General features: G+C 63.0%; 19 protein-coding genes. 11 read left to right on the top strand and 8 right to left on the bottom strand.

The window, feature by feature from the left end:
- Positions 1 to 16 precede the first annotated feature (16 nt).
- On the top strand, positions 17 to 1300 hold the full coding sequence (gene hemL, locus J3A98_RS00605) for a glutamate-1-semialdehyde 2,1-aminomutase (protein WP_012053798.1): 1284 nt from the start codon (positions 17 to 19) through the stop codon (positions 1298 to 1300).
- Between the two features lie 286 nt (positions 1301 to 1586).
- Positions 1587 to 2132 (top strand): tetratricopeptide repeat protein, encoded by a 546-nt coding sequence (locus J3A98_RS00600; protein ID WP_176683220.1) that lies wholly within the window; start codon positions 1587 to 1589, stop codon positions 2130 to 2132.
- Between the two features lie 3 nt (positions 2133 to 2135).
- Here the strand turns inward: J3A98_RS00600 and J3A98_RS00595 are convergent, their stop codons facing one another.
- Positions 2136 to 2462, bottom strand: coding sequence for a DUF1820 family protein (locus J3A98_RS00595; protein WP_003249769.1), 327 nt, complete (start codon positions 2460 to 2462; stop codon positions 2136 to 2138).
- A gap of 232 nt (positions 2463 to 2694) precedes the next feature.
- Between J3A98_RS00595 and J3A98_RS00590 the strand changes: the two genes are divergently transcribed.
- Genes J3A98_RS00590 through lnt form a run of 4 tightly spaced genes read left to right on the top strand, consistent with a single transcriptional unit; the run spans position 2695 to position 6550 of the window.
- Complete coding sequence (locus J3A98_RS00590) at positions 2695 to 3693, top strand: PhoH family protein (RefSeq protein WP_014592526.1); 999 nt, start codon at positions 2695 to 2697, stop codon at positions 3691 to 3693.
- Positions 3686 to 4159, top strand: coding sequence for an rRNA maturation RNase YbeY (gene ybeY / locus J3A98_RS00585; protein WP_209963255.1), 474 nt, complete (start codon positions 3686 to 3688; stop codon positions 4157 to 4159). The genes J3A98_RS00590 and ybeY overlap by 8 nt, the downstream gene beginning before the upstream one ends.
- Positions 4160 to 4184: 25 nt before the next feature.
- Entirely contained in the window at positions 4185 to 5024 is an 840-nt protein-coding gene (locus J3A98_RS00580; RefSeq protein ID WP_003249762.1) for an HlyC/CorC family transporter, read from the top strand.
- An 8-nt stretch (positions 5025 to 5032) separates the two neighbouring features.
- Positions 5033 to 6550: an apolipoprotein N-acyltransferase gene (gene lnt / locus J3A98_RS00575; protein ID WP_209963252.1), complete on the top strand. Its 1518-nt coding sequence runs from the start codon at positions 5033 to 5035 to the stop codon at positions 6548 to 6550.
- Between the two features lie 146 nt (positions 6551 to 6696).
- Here lnt and J3A98_RS00570 read toward each other — a convergent pair whose 3' ends face one another.
- Both J3A98_RS00570 and J3A98_RS00565 read right to left on the bottom strand, forming a co-directional pair.
- Positions 6697 to 7458, bottom strand: coding sequence for a YdcF family protein (locus J3A98_RS00570; protein ID WP_209963249.1), 762 nt, complete (start codon positions 7456 to 7458; stop codon positions 6697 to 6699).
- Positions 7459 to 7592: 134 nt separating this feature from the next.
- Entirely contained in the window at positions 7593 to 7907 is a 315-nt protein-coding gene (locus J3A98_RS00565; protein ID WP_176683216.1) for a hypothetical protein, read from the bottom strand.
- A 226-nt stretch (positions 7908 to 8133) separates the two neighbouring features.
- On the opposite strand from J3A98_RS00565, the gene leuS reads away from it, so the two are divergent.
- The 5 genes from leuS (at position 8134) to J3A98_RS00540 (ending at position 14427) form a co-directional block, all read left to right on the top strand.
- Complete coding sequence (leuS, locus tag J3A98_RS00560) at positions 8134 to 10740, top strand: leucine--tRNA ligase (RefSeq protein ID WP_209963246.1); 2607 nt, start codon at positions 8134 to 8136, stop codon at positions 10738 to 10740.
- Between the two features lie 61 nt (positions 10741 to 10801).
- Positions 10802 to 11407, top strand: a complete 606-nt coding sequence (gene lptE / locus J3A98_RS00555; RefSeq protein ID WP_176683214.1) for an LPS assembly lipoprotein LptE — start codon at positions 10802 to 10804, stop codon at positions 11405 to 11407.
- A 38-nt stretch (positions 11408 to 11445) separates the two neighbouring features.
- Positions 11446 to 12483: a DNA polymerase III subunit delta gene (gene holA / locus J3A98_RS00550; RefSeq protein WP_176683213.1), complete on the top strand. Its 1038-nt coding sequence runs from the start codon at positions 11446 to 11448 to the stop codon at positions 12481 to 12483.
- A gap of 402 nt (positions 12484 to 12885) precedes the next feature.
- Positions 12886 to 13050 carry an alternative ribosome rescue factor ArfA gene (gene arfA / locus J3A98_RS00545; RefSeq protein ID WP_003257578.1) on the top strand — a complete coding sequence of 55 codons (165 nt, stop codon included), beginning with the start codon at positions 12886 to 12888 and terminating at the stop codon, positions 13048 to 13050.
- 60 nt (positions 13051 to 13110) lie between these two features.
- A complete protein-coding gene (locus tag J3A98_RS00540) occupies positions 13111 to 14427 on the top strand; it encodes a lytic murein transglycosylase (protein WP_209963243.1) in 1317 nt (438 codons plus the stop codon).
- 33 nt (positions 14428 to 14460) lie between these two features.
- Here the strand turns inward: J3A98_RS00540 and J3A98_RS00535 are convergent, their stop codons facing one another.
- The 5 genes from J3A98_RS00535 to J3A98_RS00515 all read right to left on the bottom strand — a co-directional run bounded on the left by J3A98_RS00535 (position 14461) and on the right by J3A98_RS00515 (position 18673).
- The gene (locus J3A98_RS00535) at positions 14461 to 15399 is read right to left on the bottom strand and encodes an LD-carboxypeptidase (RefSeq protein WP_209963240.1); all 939 of its coding nucleotides are present in this window, start codon (positions 15397 to 15399) and stop codon (positions 14461 to 14463) included.
- A 98-nt stretch (positions 15400 to 15497) separates the two neighbouring features.
- Entirely contained in the window at positions 15498 to 16514 is a 1017-nt protein-coding gene (lipA, locus tag J3A98_RS00530) for a lipoyl synthase (protein WP_003249742.1), read from the bottom strand.
- A 2-nt stretch (positions 16515 to 16516) separates the two neighbouring features.
- The gene (gene lipB / locus J3A98_RS00525; protein ID WP_209963237.1) at positions 16517 to 17164 is read right to left on the bottom strand and encodes a lipoyl(octanoyl) transferase LipB; all 648 of its coding nucleotides are present in this window, start codon (positions 17162 to 17164) and stop codon (positions 16517 to 16519) included.
- Positions 17164 to 17439 carry a DUF493 domain-containing protein gene (locus tag J3A98_RS00520; RefSeq protein ID WP_003249736.1) on the bottom strand — a complete coding sequence of 92 codons (276 nt, stop codon included), beginning with the start codon at positions 17437 to 17439 and terminating at the stop codon, positions 17164 to 17166. The genes lipB and J3A98_RS00520 overlap by 1 nt, the downstream gene beginning before the upstream one ends.
- Positions 17440 to 17512: 73 nt before the next feature.
- On the bottom strand, positions 17513 to 18673 hold the full coding sequence (locus J3A98_RS00515) for a D-alanyl-D-alanine carboxypeptidase family protein (protein WP_176683209.1): 1161 nt from the start codon (positions 18671 to 18673) through the stop codon (positions 17513 to 17515).
- Positions 18674 to 18852: the final 179 nt, after the last annotated feature.

Below are 18852 nucleotides of genomic sequence, written 5' to 3'. Positions count from 1 at the left end.
TTCGAGAGATACTTCCATGTCCCGTTCCGAAGCCCTGTTCGCCCAAGCCCAGAAGCACATCCCCGGCGGCGTCAACTCGCCAGTCCGCGCTTTCAAGAGCGTTGGCGGCACGCCGCTGTTCTTCAAGCATGCCGAAGGCGCCTATGTCGTTGACGAGGACGACAAACGCTACGTCGACTACGTCGGCTCCTGGGGCCCGATGATCCTCGGCCACGGCCACCCGGACGTGCTGGACTCGGTACGCAAGCAGCTGGAGCACGGCCTGTCCTACGGCGCGCCGACCGCCATGGAAACCGAGATGGCCGATCTGGTCTGCTCGATCGTACCGTCGATGGAAATGGTGCGCATGGTCAGCTCGGGCACCGAAGCCACCATGAGCGCCATCCGCCTGGCCCGTGGCTACACTGGCCGTGACGCCATCATCAAATTCGAAGGCTGCTACCACGGCCACTCCGACAGCCTGCTGGTAAAAGCCGGCTCCGGCTTGCTGACCCAAGGCGTGCCAAGCTCGGCAGGCGTGCCAGCGGACTTCGCCAAACACACCCTGACCCTGCCGTTCAACGACATCGCTGCCGTCGAGAAGACCTTGGCCGAAGTTGGCCAGACCGTGGCCTGCATCATCGTGGAGCCCGTGGCCGGCAACATGAACTGCGTGCCACCGGCACCGGGCTTCCTCGAGGGCCTGCGCGAGCAATGCGACAAGCATGGCGTGGTGCTGATTTTCGACGAAGTGATGACCGGTTTCCGCGTCTCGCTCGGCGGCGCCCAGGGCCATTACGGCATCACGCCGGACCTGTCTACCTTCGGCAAGATCGTCGGTGGCGGCATGCCGGTCGGCTGTTTCGGCGGCAAGCGTGAAATCATGGGCTGCATCGCCCCGCTCGGCCCGGTCTACCAGGCCGGCACCCTGTCGGGCAATCCGCTGGCCATGGCCGCCGGCCTGACCACCCTCAAGCTGATCAGCCGCCCAGGCTTCCACGCCGAGCTGACCGACTACACCAGCCGCATGCTCGATGGCCTGCAGCAGCGCGCCGATGCCGCTGGCGTGCCATTCGTCACCACCCAGGCCGGTGCCATGTTCGGCCTGTACTTCAGCGGCGCCGACGATATCGTCACTTTCGAAGACGTGATGGCCAGCGATGCCGAGCGCTTCAAGCGCTTCTTCCACCTGATGCTCGACGGTGGCGTGTACCTGGCACCGAGCGCGTTCGAGGCGGGCTTCACCTCCATCGCCCACGGTGACAAGGAGCTGCAGATCACCCTGGATGCGGCTGAGAAGGCCTTTGCCGCCCTGAAATAAGCAGCTACTCCCCTTTGTGGGAGCGGCCTTGTGTCGCGATAGGGCCGCAAAGCGGCCCCAGCAATCGATGCATTTCTGCTGGAATTCTGGGGCTGCTGCGCAGCCCTATCGCGACACAAGGCCGCTCCCACAGAGGCCGGCACAGGCAATAATTACGCACGCACAATCAGCTGACTTCCCCAACCAAGCAGAAATTCGAGTAAAACTTTGTAAGGTTGGCGCTGCTTATCCCATAATGTGCCACCAGAGACATTGGCCGCAGCTTTGCAGAGGTAAGTCGATCCCCATGAACCGCACCGGCCGCGCCCTGACCCTGGGCTGCCTGTTGCTTCTTCAGCCCCTGCTGGCCCTGGCGGAGGGCGGTAACTCGTTGCTGATTCCGGCGACGGGCCGCTGTACCTTGAACGTTCAGCCTGAAGACCTGGCAAACGCCCTCAAGGCCTGCGAGCAGACGGCGACTGCGGGGGATGCCCAGGCGCAATTCGAACTGGGCGAGTATTACTACACGCAAACGCCAAAAAACCTGGACAAAGCCCTGGACTGGTTCCAGAAGGCTTCGCTGCAAGGCCATGCCGACGCCCAATACCGCCTGGGCGCCATGTTCTTCCGTGGCGAAGGGGTCAAGGCCAACAACGTGCAGGCCTACATCCTGCTGAAGATGGCTGCGGTCAATGGCGCCGAAGATGCGCTGGACATGGCCGACGAAGTGACCGAGCAAATGCCCCGCGACGAACTGGAGCATGCCACCCAGGTGCTCGGCCAGATTTTCCGCAAGTACCTGCTGGAGCTGCAGAGCGCCGAAGGGCGTACGCCGTTCTCGCCGCTTCCCTGAAGGTCACTTTTCCGGCATTGGCATCGGGAACGGCATCACATTGCCGCCACCCTTGGCCTCGCTGATCTTCGCCGTGCCCAGCCGCTCCACCTCATCGATGCGCACAATCGAGTGCATTGGCACGAAACTGCGGACCACTCCGTCGAACTGGCTCTTGAGCTTCTCCTCACTCGGGTCCACTACCAGCTGCGAGCGCTCTCCGAACACGAACTCCTCGATTTCCAGAAAGCCCCACAGGTCACTCTGGTAGATCTGCTTGGCGTACATCTCGAAGACCTGGCCCTGGTTCAGGAAGATCACTTTATAGATGGCGGGTTCGCGTTTGCTCATGTTCGACCAGATAACACATGCGTAAGAAAAGGTGGCCATGATACCTGTTCTGGCCCCTTCGCGGGTGAGCCCGCGCCCACAGGATCTCTACCGGCCTTGCAGGAGCGGGCTCACCCGCGACGAGGCCAGAACAGCCCGTACATACCGTTGAACGTTTCAGTGCTTTCGCCACTGCCATTCAAGGGTTATTCTTGAGTTCAACTCCATCGCCGTCGAGCGGCTAAAAACGACCTTGAACGCACCCATAGAACCCCATCGTTTCATCCTCGAACCCTTCGAGGCCCACCGTTTCGCCAACTTGTGCGGCCAGTTCGACGAGCACCTGCGCCTGATCGAGCAGCGCCTGGCCATCGAGATCCGCAACCGCGGCAATCAGTTCGAACTGATCGGCGAACCCAGGACCACCTCTGCTGCCGAACAGCTGCTGCGCCGTCTCTATCGCGAGACCAAGGCCACCGACCTGTCACCGGAAACCGTACACCTGTACCTGCAGGAGTCGGCTGTCGAAAACATCGACAACCCGGCCGTCAACGAGGTCAGCGTGTCGCTGCGCACGCGCAAGGGCAACATCCGCCCGCGCGGGCTCAACCAGCAGCGCTACGTCAAGGAAATCCTGGCCAACGACATCAATTTCGGCATCGGCCCGGCCGGTACCGGCAAGACCTACCTGGCCGTAGCCTGCGCCGTGGACGCGCTGGAACGCGAACAGGTGCGCCGCATCTTGCTGGTGCGCCCGGCGGTCGAGGCAGGTGAAAAGCTCGGTTTCCTGCCCGGCGACCTGGCACAGAAAATCGACCCGTACCTGCGCCCGCTGTACGACGCCCTGTACGAAATGCTCGGCTTCGAACACGTGGCCAAGCTGATCGAACGCCAGGTGATCGAAATCGCCCCTCTGGCCTACATGCGTGGCCGCACCCTGAACAACAGCTTCATCATCCTCGACGAAAGCCAGAACACCACGCTCGAACAGATGAAGATGTTCCTGACCCGCATCGGTTTCGGCTCTACCGCGGTGATCACCGGTGACATCACCCAGGTCGACCTGCCCCGTGGCACCAAGTCGGGCCTGGCGCACGTCATCGAGGTGCTGAAGGACGTTCCCGGGATCAGCTTTACCCATTTCCAACCCAAGGATGTGGTTCGTCACCCACTGGTGCAGCGTATTGTCGAAGCCTACGACCGCTTCGAAGCCCGTCAGCCCAAGCCCGAGGCGCCCGGCAAAGATGCTTGAACTTGATATCCAACGGGCCACGGATGCTGCCACTCCAGATGACGCCGCCTTTCGCCGCTGGTGCGAATTGGCGTTGCGCCAGCGCAGCGCAGACTCGGAAATGACCATTCGCCTGGTCGACGAAAACGAAGGCCGCGAGCTGAACCACACCTACCGGCACAAGGACTACGCGACCAATGTGTTGTCGTTCCCGGCCGATGTGCCCGATGACCTGCTCGATATCCCGCTGCTGGGCGACCTGGTGATCTGCGTGGCGGTGGTCGAGCGCGAAGCGGCCGAACAAGGCAAATCGCTGGAGGCGCACTGGGCGCACCTGGTCATCCACGGTTGCCTGCACTTGCTCGGCTATGACCACATCGAGGATGAGGAGGCCGAGGAAATGGAAAGCCTGGAACGGGAATTGCTGGCAGAACTGGGTCACCCCGACCCGTATGCCGATGATGAAACCGACACAATCACACACTGATACACGAAGGATCACGAGAACCGCCATGAGCGAAGATCGATCGAGCAACGGGCAGAAGTCCTGGCTGGGTAAACTGACCCAGGCTTTTGCCCATGAGCCGAAAAACCGCCAGGAGCTGCTTGAGCTGCTGCGCGAAGCCCATCAGAACAAATTGCTGGACAGCGAAGCGCTGACCATCGTCGAAGGCGCCATTCAGGTCGCCGACCTGCAGGTTCGCGACATCATGGTGCCGCGCTCGCAGATGAACAGCATCAAGGCCGGCCAGTCGCCTCGCGAGTTCCTGCCGGCGGTGATCGACGCCGCGCACTCGCGCTACCCGGTAATCGGCGAAAGCCATGACGATGTGCTCGGGATCCTGCTCGCCAAAGACTTGCTGCCATTGATCCTCAAGGAGAACGGCGACAGCTTCAACATCAAGGACCTGCTGCGCCCGGCCACCTTCGTACCCGAGTCCAAGCGCCTGAACGTGTTGCTGCGCGAGTTCCGCGCCAACCACAACCACATGGCCATCGTCATCGACGAATATGGCGGCGTGGCGGGCCTGGTTACCATCGAGGATGTGCTGGAGCAGATCGTCGGCGATATCGAGGACGAGCACGACGTCGAGGAAGACAGCTACATCAAGCCACTGCCCAGCGGTGATTTCCTGGTCAAAGCGCTTACCCCGATCGAGAACTTCAACGAGTTCTTCGACAGCGAGTTCTCCGACGACGAGTTCGACACGGTCGGCGGCCTGGTGATGAGCGCCTTTGGCCACCTGCCCAAGCGCAACGAAACCACTGAGATCGGCTCTTACAAGTTCCGTATTCTCAACGCCGACAGCCGGCGGATACACTTGCTGCGCCTGACCCCGATCACCCGTTAAGGACAAACATGCGTTGGATCACCCGCCCCGGCTGGCCCGGTAACCTGCTGGCCCTGGCGGCCGGTGCTTCCACCCTCCTGGCCCTGGCGCCGTTCGACATCTGGCCGCTGGCAGTGTTGTCCATCGCGATGCTCTACCTTGGCCTGCGCGAGCTCAGCCCGCGCCAGGCCATGTGGCGTGGCTGGTGGTTCGGGTTTGGCCTGTATGGCGCCGGCACCTGGTGGATCTACGTCAGCATGAACACCTACGGCGGCGCCTCGCCGCTGCTGGCGATCGTGCTGTTACTGGCGTTCTTCGCCGCACTGGCCTGGTTCTTTGCCCTGCCCACCTGGTTGTGGGCGCGCTGGCTACGCCGCAACGAAGCGCCACTGGCCGACGCCCTGTGCTTCGCCGCCCTCTGGCTCCTGCAAGAGGCCTTCCGCGGCTGGTTCCTGACCGGCTTCCCCTGGCTGTACGCCGGCTATAGCCAACTGGACGGCCCGCTGGCCGGCCTTGCGCCGCTGGGCGGCGTATGGCTGATTTCCTTCACCCTCGCCCTCACCGCCGCCCTGCTGTGCAACCTGCACCGCCTGCGCACCCGCCCCTCGTTCCTGGCCGTGGCCAGTGTGCTGTTGCTGGCCCCCTGGGTGCTGGGCCTGGCGCTCAAGGGCCATGCCTGGACCATTCCGGCAGGCGAGCCGCTGAAAGTGGCGGCGATCCAGGGCAACGTCGAGCAGGACCTGAAATGGGACCCGAGGCACATCGACGCGCAACTGGCGCTATACCGCGACCTGAGTTTCAGCTCCAGGCCAGTGGACCTGCTGGTTTGGCCGGAAACTGCTGTTCCGGTACTCAAGGACCAGGCCCAGGGCTACATCGACGTGATGGGCCGCTTCGCCGCCGAGCGCCACTCGGCACTGATCACGGGGGTGCCGGTGCGTGAAGAAGTGCACCACCAGCGCCGCTACTACAACGGCATCACCGTCACGGGCGAAGGCGATGGTACTTACCTCAAGCAGAAGCTGGTGCCGTTTGGCGAGTATGTGCCGCTGCAAGACGTGCTGCGTGGGGCCATCGAGTTCTTCGACCTGCCCATGTCGGACTTCGCCCGCGGCCCGGAAGACCAGCCGCTGCTGCAGGCCAAGGGCTACCAGATTGCCCCTTACATCTGCTACGAGGTGGTCTACCCCGAGTTCGCCGCCGGCCTGGCTGCGCGTAGCGACCTGCTGCTGACCATCAGCAACGACACCTGGTTCGGCAAATCCATCGGCCCCTTGCAGCACCTGCAGATGGCGCAGATGCGCGCGCTGGAAGCCGGCCGCTGGATGATCCGCGCCACCAACAACGGCGTGACGGCGCTGATCGACCCGTTTGGCCGCATTACCACGCAGGTTCCGCAATTCCAGCAGGCAGTGCTGTATGGCGAAGTGGTGCCGATGCAGCAGCTGACACCTTACCTGCAATGGCGCTCATGGCCGCTGGCAATAGTCTGTGCATTGCTGCTGGGCTGGGCGTTGCTGGCAGGGCGTATTGCAAAAACCGTCTGATTGGCGATACGCGGCCACTGTAGGAGCGGGTTTACCCGCGAATACGGTAGTGGCGGCAACGGTGAACGGCGGGTGGAGATTGGCCGGCAGGGCCGGCCCTTTCGCGGGCAAGCCCGCTCCTACAGGGGACTATGTAAGCCGGTGAATCAGTAAAACACCCGATACCCCGCCAACCCCACAACTTCATTAAGCAGTTGCCCGCTCTGCCACATCGCCCGGCTCTCTGGCAACAGCCCGCCAAACGGCCGCGCATGATCGCGCCCCAGGAACCCCACCGGCGCCGGCACCACCTCGAACCCCGCCTTTTCAAAACTCCAGCGTGAGCGCTGCATGTGCCAGGCCTGGGTCACCAGCACCACCCGGCGAACTCCCAAAGGCTGCAGCACCTTTGCCGTCAGCTGGGCATTTTCCCAAGTCGTGCGGCTGGCCTCTTCGCGCCATTTCACCTCGACAGCGAAATCTTCACGCAGGCGATCAGCCATCAGCCTCGCCTCGCTGGGCGGCGTCCCGTAATGCAACCCGCCACTGGTCAACACTGGCAGACCGGAGGCCTTGGCCAGCCGCGCCGCAAAGCGCATACGCTCCAGCGCCGTGGCCGTGGGCTGGTCACCGCCACCCCAGGCCGGGTCCCCGCGCTCGCGCCCGGCGCCCAGCACCACAATGGCATCCGCCCGGCTCGCCAGGCCGGCCCAGTCGCTCACCGCCAGCGGCGGCTCACTTTCCAGCACACGGGCGGTTTCCTGCACCACCAGCGGCAGGCTCATCAGCCACAGACCACCCAGTCCTGCGGCAAAGCAAAGCGCCGCCAACCGTGGCCGCCGCGTGCGCAGCCACCAGGCAGCAAGCAGCAGCAAGAGCAGCACGCCCGGCGGCATCAGCCATTGTTTGATGAAGAATCGGATCGGCATCGGCCACACCTCCTTGGCAGGCGTGCAGCCTAGAAGGATCGACGCCGGTCAACAAGTGCGTACCGGCGTCGATCGTGAGTTGTGTGATAGTGAAGAACCGGCGCGCGATAGCCTGCGCCTGGCGTCCTGAACGGCTAGCGATGCGGCAGCGTCCTGGATCTCGCCTTACTGGCGGGGCGTTTCTTGTCCTTGAGCCAGATGATCTTGGCCGATGTCGGCTCCGCTTGTGGGTAACTGCCGACAGAGGCATTGTGGCGCTCCGGGAGGGAATCCAGGTAGGCCTTTATCACTTCGAACTCTGCGTGGCTCAGGCCACGCAACTCAAGCTCAGCTGGCATCTCGTCGCGCAATCGAACCGAGGTCCTGGCCGTTTCCAGTGCCAGGCCAAGCCGGTCGATCAGGCGCTCGTAAAGCTCCGGTCTGATTGCGGGTAGCTGCGTCTCTCCCATCCGTTCACCTCATTGAAGGTAAGAATATCCCCCCCACACCTGAGCTTAGCGTCGCTGCAAAAAGCAGCCGTGTGCCGCGACCAGCGGGCATTCGCAACGAAGGTTTCCCACGATACGCAGCGCTGCTGTATGCTACGGCGTTCACTCTAAACGACACCGGAGTGCCGGACGCAGCGAGGTTCCGCTGCCTGGAACAAGGTCTCTTCTCTCTCAGCCAAAAGTAGCCATGCACGAACAATACACGCCCCGTGATATCGAAGCCGCCGCCCAGAAGTTCTGGGACGAGCAACAATCGTTCGCTGTGACCGAACAGCCAGGCAAAGACACCTACTATTGCCTATCGATGTTCCCGTACCCGAGCGGCAAGCTACACATGGGCCACGTGCGCAACTACACCATCGGTGACGTGATTGCCCGCTACCAGCGCATGCTGGGCAAGAACGTCCTGCAACCGATGGGCTGGGACGCTTTCGGCATGCCCGCGGAAAACGCGGCGATGAAAAACAACGTCGCCCCGGCCAAGTGGACGTACGAAAACATCGACTACATGAAGACCCAGCTCAAGAGCCTGGGCCTGGCCATCGACTGGGCACGTGAAGTCACCACCTGCAAACCCGACTACTACCGTTGGGAGCAGTGGCTGTTCACCCGTCTGTTCGAGAAAGGCATCATTTACCGCAAGAACGGTACCGTGAACTGGGACCCGGCGGACCAGACCGTACTGGCCAACGAACAGGTCATCGACGGCCGTGGCTGGCGTTCGGGCGCGCTGATCGAGAAGCGCGAAATCCCGATGTACTATTTCCGCATCACCGACTACGCCGACGAACTGCTGGAGAGCCTCGACGAGCTGCCAGGCTGGCCTGAGCAGGTCAAGACCATGCAGCGCAACTGGATCGGCAAATCGCGCGGCATGGAAGTACAGTTCCCGTACGACCAGGCCAGCATCGGCCACGAAGGCACCCTCAAGGTCTTCACCACCCGTCCGGACACGCTGATGGGCGCCACCTACGTCGCCGTCGCCGCCGAGCACCCGCTGGCCACCCAGGCCGCGCAGGGCAACCCGGCGCTGCAGGCGTTCATCGATGAGTGCAAGAGCGGCAGCGTTGCCGAAGCCGACATGGCCACCCAGGAGAAGAAGGGCATGGCCACTTCCCTGCTGGTCGAGCACCCGCTCACTGGCGAGAAGCTGCCAGTATGGGTCGCCAACTACGTGCTGATGCACTACGGTGATGGCGCGGTAATGGCCGTACCGGCCCACGACGAGCGCGACTTCGAGTTCGCCCACAAGTACAACCTGCCGGTCAAGGCCGTGGTGCGCACCAGCGCTGGCGATGAAGTCGGCAGCGAATGGCAGGCCGCCTATGGCGAACACGGCCAGCTGATCAACTCCGCAGAATTCGACGGCCTGGACTTCGCTGGCGCCTTCGACGCCATCGAAGCGGCGCTGATCCGCAAGGAACTGGGCAAGTCGCGTACCCAGTTCCGCCTGCGCGACTGGGGTATCAGCCGCCAGCGCTACTGGGGCTGCCCGATCCCGATCATCCACTGCCCGTCCTGCGGCGACGTACCGGTGCCGGAAGACCAGTTGCCGGTCACCCTGCCGGAGAACGTGGTGCCGGACGGGGCCGGTTCGCCACTGGCGCGCATGCCTGAATTCTACGAATGCAGCTGCCCGAAATGCGGTACTCCGGCCAAGCGCGAAACCGACACCATGGACACCTTCGTCGAGTCGTCCTGGTACTTCGCCCGCTACGCCTCGCCAAACTACGACAAAGGCCTGGTCGACCCCAAAGCCGCCAACCACTGGCTGCCGGTAGATCAGTACATCGGCGGTATCGAACACGCGATCCTGCACTTGCTGTACGCGCGCTTCTTCCACAAGCTGATGCGTGACGAAGGCCTGGTCACCTCGAACGAGCCGTTCAAGAACCTGCTGACCCAGGGCATGGTGGTCGCAGAGACCTACTACCGCGTTGCCAGCAACGGCGGCAAGGACTGGTTCAACCCGGCCGATGTCGAGATCGAGCGTGATGCCAAAGCCAAGATCATTGGCGCCCGCCTGAAGACCGACGGCCTGCCGGTGGAAATCGGTGGCACCGAAAAGATGTCCAAGTCGAAAAACAACGGCGTCGACCCGCAGTCCATGATCGAAGCCTATGGCGCCGACACCTGCCGCCTGTTCATGATGTTCGCCTCGCCGCCCGACATGAGCCTGGAATGGTCCGACTCCGGCGTCGAGGGTGCCAGCCGCTTCCTGCGCCGCGTCTGGCGCCTGGCTCAGGCTCACGTCAGCCAGGGTCTGCCAGGCAAGCTGGATGTCGCCGCCCTGGACGACGCGCAAAAAGTCATCCGCCGCGCGATTCACGCCGCCATCAAGCAGGCCAGCACCGACGTGGGCCAGTTCCACAAGTTCAATACCGCCATCGCCCAGGTGATGACCGTGATGAACGTGCTGGAAAAGGCCCCGCAAGCCACCGAGCAGGACCGTGCCCTGCTGCAGGAAGGCCTGGAAGCCGTCACCCTGCTGCTGGCACCGATCACTCCGCACATCTCTCACGCGCTGTGGCAGCACCTGGGCCATGCAGGGTCGGTGATCGATGCCGCATGGCCAAGCGTCGACGAACAGGCGCTGGTGCAGGACACCATTACCTTGGTGGTTCAGGTCAACGGTAAACTGCGCGGCCAGGTCGAGATGCCTGCTGCTGCCAGCCGCGAAGAAGTCGAAGCCGCTGCCCGCAGCAACGAGAATGTCCTGCGCTTCATCGATGGCCTGACCATCCGCAAGGTCATCGTGGTACCGGGCAAACTGGTCAACATCGTCGCCAACTGATGAAAACGCCCACCCGCATTGGCTGCGGGTGGGCGGAACAGGCCCAAAAGGGAGCAACAACATGATCAAACGCAATTTGCTGGTAATCGGCCTGGCGGTCATGCTCAGCGCCTGCGGTTTCCAGCTGCGCGGCACCGGCGCCACCGAGCTGAGCGTGAAGGAAATGGACGTCAGCGCGCGCAATGCCTATGGCCCGACCGTGGTCCAGCTGCGTGAAGTACTGGAACGTAGCGGCGTCAACGTGCACGCCGGCGCACCGTATCGCCTGGTGCTGACCAACGAACAGGAGCGCGAGCGCTCGGCCACCTACAACAGTGGCAACCGTACCGCCGAGTACGAGCTGACCACCAAGCTGGACTACAGCATCCTGGGCCTGAACAACCTGGAGCTGATGAGCGACAAGCTGGAGGTGCGCAAGGTCTACGTGCGTGACGGCTCGAACATCACCGGCTCCGAGCAGGAAGCCAAACGCGCCCGCGAAGAAATGCGCCGCGACCTGGTCAACGCCATGGTCGTACGCTTGCAAATGCTGTCCCCGTCCCAGCTGGATGAGCTGCAGCGTAAAGCCGACGAGCGTGCCAGCGCCGAAGCTGCCGCGCTGGAAGCAGCCCGCCGCCAGCAAGCCGAGACGCCTCAGCAATCGCCACTGGAAGTTCCGGGCAACTAAGCCCGTGAGGGGCGCCCTCGGGCGCCTCGCCTGCTCCCATGAAACTCGCCCCTGCCCAACTCAACAAGCACCTGCAAGGCGCCCTGGCACCGGTCTACGTGGTCAGCGGCGACGACCCGCTGCTGTGCCAGGAAGCCGCCGACGCCATCCGCAATGCCGCGCGTCAGCAAGGTTTCGATGAACGCCAGGTATTCAGTGCCGACGCCAACTTCGACTGGGGCACCCTGCTCCAGGCGGGTGCAAGCCTGTCGCTGTTCGCCCAGCGCCGCCTGCTGGAACTGCGCCTGCCCTCAGGCAAGCCCGGTGACAAAGGTGCCGCCGCGCTGATGGAATACTGCGCCAATCCCGCCGAAGACACGCTGTTGCTGATCAGCCTGCCCAAGCTCGACAGCAGTGCGCAGAAGACCAAGTGGGGCAAGGCATTGATCGAAGGCGCCCATTGCCAGTTCATCCAGATCTGGCCGGTGGATGTGCACCAGTTGCCTCAGTGGATCAACCAGCGCCTGCAACAGGCCGGCCTGTCAGCCCAGCGTGATGCCGTCGACCTGATTGCCGCGCGCGTGGAAGGCAACCTGCTGGCAGCCGCGCAGGAAATCGAAAAGCTCAAGTTGCTGGCCGAAGGCAGTCAGATCACCGTGGAAACCGTGCAGGCTGCCGTCGCCGACAGCGCCCGCTTCGATGTCTTCGGCCTGGTCGATGCCATTCTCAACGGCGAGGCTGCGCATGCCCTGCGCATGCTCGAAGGCTTGCGCGGTGAAGGTGTGGAGCCGCCCGTCATCCTCTGGGCCTTGGCCCGTGAGCTGCGTCAGCTGGCGGGGCTGGCCCAGCAGTTCAGCCAAGGCGTGCCATTGGACAAAGCGTTCAGCCAGGCCCGCCCGCCCATCTGGGACAAACGCCGACCGCTGGTCAGCAAGGCCCTGCAGCGCCTCTCGGCGCAGCGCTGGGCACAACTGCTGCAGGATGCCCAGCGTATCGATGCGCAGATCAAAGGGCAGGCAGAAGGTTCGCCCTGGATTGGCCTGGCGCGGCTGTCGCTGTTGATGGCTGGCCAGCGCCTGACCCTGCCGCCCATGTAGGGGCGGGTTTACCCGCGAAAGGGCCGGGGCTGCTGGTCAATATCCCCGGTCATTCGCCGTCGCAGCCGCCACCGTATTCGCGGGTGAACCCGCTCCTACACCTGATCGGTGGCGGACACACATCAGGGGTTGGACACAGGCCGTCGTGTAGGAGCGGGTTCACCCGCGAAGAGGCCGGCCCTGCTGGCCAGTCTCCACCCGCCGTTCACCGTTGACGCCGCTACCGTATTCGCGGGTAAACCCGCTCCTACACCTGATCGGGGGCGGACACACATTGGCGATTGGGCGCAGGCCCGCGCCTGCATAGGCACCAGAGCCTCGATCATATACACAATCAATTGGCCCCCACCCCTCGGGGGGCCTACAGTGCGCCCGAAACCCACCCAACCCCGGGAGACCGCCATGAGCAAAAAGCCGAAAAAGCACGGCCCCAACAAGGCCAAGTCCATCATCGCCCAGCCACTGTTCCGCTGCCGCCAGGAACAACCGAACAAGGGCAAAGGCAGCTACCGCCGCGAAGCCTTCCAATCGAGAGATTGGGAGGCTTCCTACTTTTTGGCTGCATGAAAGCATCGCAAGCGCAGGCATGATATGGTCGTCACCTGACCTGCAACTCTGGATCTGTGCATGCTCTTCCGTATTATCCCCCGCTGGGAAACCCGCCAGCTGATCGCGGCCTCCAGCTTCATCCTGCTCGTGGCCTGTGCGGAAAAGCCCACCGCCGCCGACGCGCTGCCGCTGGCCCCTGCCCAACCCAACCCAGTGGTGACCGTGCCCGGCGCAACGCCCGACGTCAGCACTGAAATCCAGCCTCTGCAAACCTTCGCCCAATGGCAAGCGGGCTTCCGCGAGCAGGCCCTGCAAGCCGGCATTTCGCCGAGCACCTTCGACCGCGCCTTCCTCGGTGTCACCCCCGACCTGGACGTGATCAAGGCAGATCGCAGCCAGCCGGAGTTCACCCGCCCGGTATGGGAATATCTCGAAGGCGCCCTGTCGCCCCTGCGTGTGCGCAACGGCAAGAAGCTGCTGGTGCAGAACGCTGAGCTGCTGACTCGCCTCGAGCAACAATATGGCGTGGACCGCCAGGTGCTGGTCGCGGTGTGGGGCATGGAAAGCAACTTCGGTCAGTTCCAGGGCAGCAAGTCGGTGATCCGCTCGCTGGCCACTTTGGCCTATGAGGGCCGCCGCCCACAGTTCGCCCAGGACCAGCTGATTGCCGCGCTGCAGATCATCCAGCATGGTGACATCCAGCCTGAAGCCATGCGGGGCTCGTGGGCCGGCGCCATGGGCCAGACCCAGTTCATCCCGACCACCTACAACACCCATGCCGTGGACTTCGACGGCGATGGCCGCCGCGACATCTGGAACAGCACACCAGACGCCCTGGCCTCAACAGCGCACTACCTGCAGAGTTCGGGCTGGAAACGCGGCCAACCGTGGGGCTTCGAGGTACAGGTGCCGGCTGGTTTCGACTTCTGGCAGGCCGATGGCGCACAGCGCAAACCGGTGAGTGAATGGCTGGCGATGGGCTTAAAACTGCCAGCAGGTACCCGCCTGCCAGCAGGTAGCAACCAACTGTCTGCCGCCCTTCTGCTGCCGGCCGGTGCACGCGGCCCGGCGTTCCTGGTGCTGGACAACTTCCGCGCCATCCTCAAGTACAACAACTCGTCGTCCTATGCCTTGGCAGTGAGCCTGCTCGGGGATCGCTTCAGCGGCTGGGGCTTCATTGCCGGCAGCTGGCCGAAAGAGGACCTGCCGCTCAGTCGCAGCGAGCGCATGGAGCTGCAGCACTTGTTGAACAGCCGCGGGCATGATGCGGGTAAAGCCGATGGCATTATCGGGGCCAATACCCGCAAGGCGATCCGCAATGCCCAGCAAGGGCTGGGATGGCCAGCGGATGGCTACCCGACCCATAAGCTGCTTGAGAGCCTGCGGCAGCAGTAAGCATTTCGGGGCCGCTGCGCGGCCCCGACAATCTCACGCCCTGAACAGATCCTGCTCCAGCACCAGTGTTTGCTGAACACTGTCCAGCCTTACCCGAGCCCCCAGCGGCAAGCATACATTCGGGTCACAATGCCCGCTGCGCCAACCCGCCAGCACCGGCACCCCCAGCGGTGCAAACGTATCCTCCAGCAACGGCGTCAGCGCCGCTGTGGTAATCCCGGCAAAGTCACCCACCAGCACGCCTTTGATCCCCTCCAGCTTGCCTGCCAGGCGTAACTGGGTCAGCAGCCGATCCACCCGGTACAACGGCTCGTTGACGTCCTCGATGAACAGGATGCAGCCTTGGGTATCCAGCTCGGCAAGCGTCCCCATGGTCGCACCCAGCATCGACAGGTTGCCACCCAACAGCGGCCCGCTGGCCCCCCCCGGCAGCACGCTATCCAAAGCGAAGCCCTCCGGGTGCGCGACCTGCTCGCCTGCCTTCACAAGCCCACCCAGCTGCGCCAGCAACGACGACTCGGTAGGTGGCAACTTGGCCCCCAGCAGGTCGGCATTGAGCATCCCCCCATGGAAGGTCACCAGTCCGGCATGCCGGTAGATCGCCGTATGCAGCGCGGTGATGTCGCTGTAGCCGATCAGCGGCTTGGGGTTGCGTCGGATCAGTTCGAAGTCGAGCTGATCAAGCAAGCGCATGCTGCCGTACCCCCCACGCATGCACAGAATGGCGTCAATGGCCGGATCGGCAAAGGCTGCGTGCAAGTCCTGCAGGCGCTGCTGGTCCGGCCCAGCCAGGTAGCCCTGCGCCTGCAGGGCACCCGGGTAGATACAGCAACGGTAGCCGCGGTCGACGAACCACTGGCTAACGTTGTGCGCATCAAGCCGCGCCGCGCCCGCCGGGGCGACAATGGCAAAGCACGCGTTGGCCGGCAACGCGGCTGGCAGGGTGGGTTGGAAGGTTTTGGCGCAATACATCGCGGCTCCTTGCAGCGCATGGGACACAAACAAAAATGCCGATGCCGCCCTTGGGCGCGCATCGGCATCTGTGGCTCTGCTCTTGGCTAGAGCATAGCTCAGAGCTTGATCTTGGCTTCGTGAGCCTGCTGGTCGGCGTGGTACGAAGAACGCACCAGCGGGCCAGAAGCAACGTTCTTGAAGCCCATCTTGTAGCCCTCCTCGGCGAACCAGGCAAAGGTGTCCGGGTGAACGAAACGCTGCACCGGCAAATGGCTGCGCGACGGCTGCAGGTACTGGCCGAGGGTAAGCATGTCGATGTCATGCTCGCGCATGCGGTGCATCACTTCGATCACTTCCTCGTCGGTCTCACCCAGGCCGAGCATCAGGCCCGACTTGGTCGGTACGTGCGGCACCAACTGCTTGAACTTCTGCAGCAGGTCCAGCGACCAGTCATAGTCCGACCCCGGGCGCGCGGCCTTGTACAGGCGCGGTACGGTCTCGAGGTTGTGGTTGAACACATCCGGCGGCTCTTGCGCGGTGATTTCCAGGGCAACGTCCATACGGCCGCGGTAGTCCGGCACCAAGGTCTCCAACTGCACGCCCGGCGACAGCGCGCGGATTTCGCGGATGCAGTCAGCAAAGTGCTGGGCACCACCGTCACGCAGGTCGTCGCGGTCCACCGAGGTGATCACCACATACTTCAGGCGCAGGTCGGCAATGGCAACCGCCAGGTTTTTCGGCTCGTCCAGATCCAGCGGCTTCGGTCGGCCGTGGCCAACGTCACAGAACGGGCAACGACGGGTGCAGATGTCACCCATGATCATGAAGGTGGCGGTACCACCCGAGAAGCACTCGCCCAGGTTCGGGCAGGATGCTTCTTCGCACACGCTGTGCAGTTTGTGCTTGCGCAGCAGTTGCTTGATGCGGTCTACCTCGGGCGACACCGGGATACGCACGCGAATCCAGTCGGGCTTCTTTGGCAGCTCATCGGTAGGGATGATCTTCACCGGGATGCGCGCGACTTTGTCGGCACCACGCAGCTTGACCCCAGCTTCCACCTTCTTCGGCGCTGGGCGCGGGGTGGCATCCTGGGTAGGTATCAGGTTCGGCACGGCTTCTTGCACAGTTGTCATATTCAGTCGATTCCGCCCGTGAGGGTCGTCTGCTCAGCGTAGTCGAGGTGCTTGACCAGCTGTCCGCGCAGCCTTGTCCTGACCTCGTCGAGTTCGATCGGACCTGCCAGGTCGCGCAGCTGGGTCATCGCCAGCCCCGCATAGCCGCAGGGGTTGATTCGGCGGAATGGCGCAAGGTCCATGTCCACGTTCAGGGCAAGGCCGTGAAACGAACGGCCGTTGCGAATTCGCAGGCCGAGGGAGGCGATTTTCGCTCCGTCGACATAGACACCCGGGGCATCAGGCTTGGCAGACGCCTGAACAGCATAGCTGGCGAGCAGGTCGATGAGGGCCTGCTCGATACGGCTGACCAACTCACGCACGCCAAAGCCCAGCCGGCGCACATCCAGCAGCAGGTAGGCCACCAGCTGGCCGGGGCCATGGTAGGTGACCTGGCCGCCGCGGTCGGTCTGCACCACCGGGATGTCGCCCGGCACCAGCAGGTGTTCGGCCTTGCCGGCCTGCCCCTGAGTGAAGACCGCAGGGTGCTCGACCAGCCAGATTTCATCCTGGCTGTCCGGGCTGCGCAGCTCGGTAAAACGACGCATGGCCTCGAGCACCGGTTCATAGGGCTGCAGGCCAAGCTCGCGAAAACCGAGGCAGGCGGACATCAGAGCACCATTTTCACGATGCCAGTAGCGCGCAGAGCGCTGTTGATATCGTGCAACTGGTTCTCGCTTTCGGCAACGATGTGCAATTGCACGGTGGTGTACTTGCCTTCCTTGCTCTGGCGTTCGGCCAGGGTGGAAAGGTCGACTTTGGCGTGCTTGCTGAGAATCTCGATGACCGTGTCCTTGAAACCGACAACGGTGTCACCGATGACCTTGATCGGGTAATCGTCGCAGGGGAATTCGATCTTGTGCGACTTGACGTCTGGTTCGCTCATGGCGGAAACGGCCTCGTAAGCCGTGGCAACAACAACACCCCCGCGGTATGCGCGGGGGCATGCAGGTCACGTATCAGTTGAACAACCCGTAGAAGAATAGACGGATGCTATCCCACATACGGCGGAAGAAACCACCTTCCTCGACGCCATCAAGGGCGATCAGGTCGGCGCTGTGAACCACTTTCTCGTCCAGTTTGACTTCCACTTTGCCGATCACGTCACCTTTGGCGATCGGTGCGGTGAGCTGCGGGTTCATGGTCATCGAAGCCTGCAGGCGCTTCAATTGGCCTTTAGGCATGGTCATGGTCAGGTCGTCCGCCAGGCCAGCCTTGACTTGGCTGGTCGCACCCTTCCAGACCGGTGCCTGGGTCAGCTCGGTGCCCTTCTGGTAGAAGGTTTGGGTTTCGAAGAAGCGGAAACCGTAGGTCAGCAGCTTCTGGGTTTCGGCAGCACGCGATTGTTCGCTGTTGGTACCGAACACCACGGCGATCAGGCGCTGGCCGTCACGTACGGCAGAGGCCACCATGCAGTAGCCGGCTTCGTCGGTGTGACCGGTTTTCAGGCCATCGACGGTCTTGTCACGCCACAGCAGCAGGTTGCGGTTAGGCTGCTTGATGTTGTTCCACAAGAACTCTTTCTGCGAGTAGATGGCGTAGTGGGCCGGATCGACACTGATGATCGCACGGGCCAGGGTCGCCATGTCGTGCGCCGACGAGTAGTGCTCAGGGTTAGGCAGGCCGGTCGGGTTCATGAAGTGGCTGTTGGTCATGCCCAGGTCGGCAGCCGTCTTGTTCATCATGTCGGCGAAGGCGTCTTCGCTGCCGGCGATATGCTCGGCCAAGGCGACCGAGGCGTCGTTACCGGACTGGATGATGATGCCGTGCAGCAGGTCGCTGACCGTTACCTGGCTGCCAACCTTGATGAACATGCGCGAACCGCCGGTACGCCATGCGTTTTCGCTGACGGTGACCGGGTCGTTTTCACCGATCTGGCCACGTCGGATGTCCAGCGTGGCGATGTAGGCGGTCATCAGCTTGGTCAGGCTGGCTGGCGGCAGGCGCTCGTCACCGTTGTTCTCGACCAGCACGTTGCCGCTGGACGCGTCCATGAGTACGTAGGACTTGGCTGCCAGTTGTGGTGGCGCCGGCGTCATCTGCTCGGCCGCGAAGGCGACAGGCGTGATCAGCAGCAGTACAGGCAGGCAAAGTCGTTTGGCAAGGTTGGTGATGTTCATCCGTCTCTCGAAAATCGCTAATGGTCTGAGATGTTCCCTGGGCAAGATCATGTGCCCAGCGCCAGTCAGTCTAGTTTTATGGCCGTTGGCCTGGCCCGCGAACGTGCGGCTTTATGTCGCTGCGGGCAAAAGCTGTCATTGTACATGGCCGAGCCCGGCAATTCATGACAAAACCGCAG

Source organism: Pseudomonas sp. BP6 (genome assembly GCF_017875935.1).
Classification (GTDB): domain Bacteria; phylum Pseudomonadota; class Gammaproteobacteria; order Pseudomonadales; family Pseudomonadaceae; genus Aquipseudomonas; species Aquipseudomonas putida_Y.
This window is presented reverse-complemented; position numbering and strand designations above follow the sequence as displayed.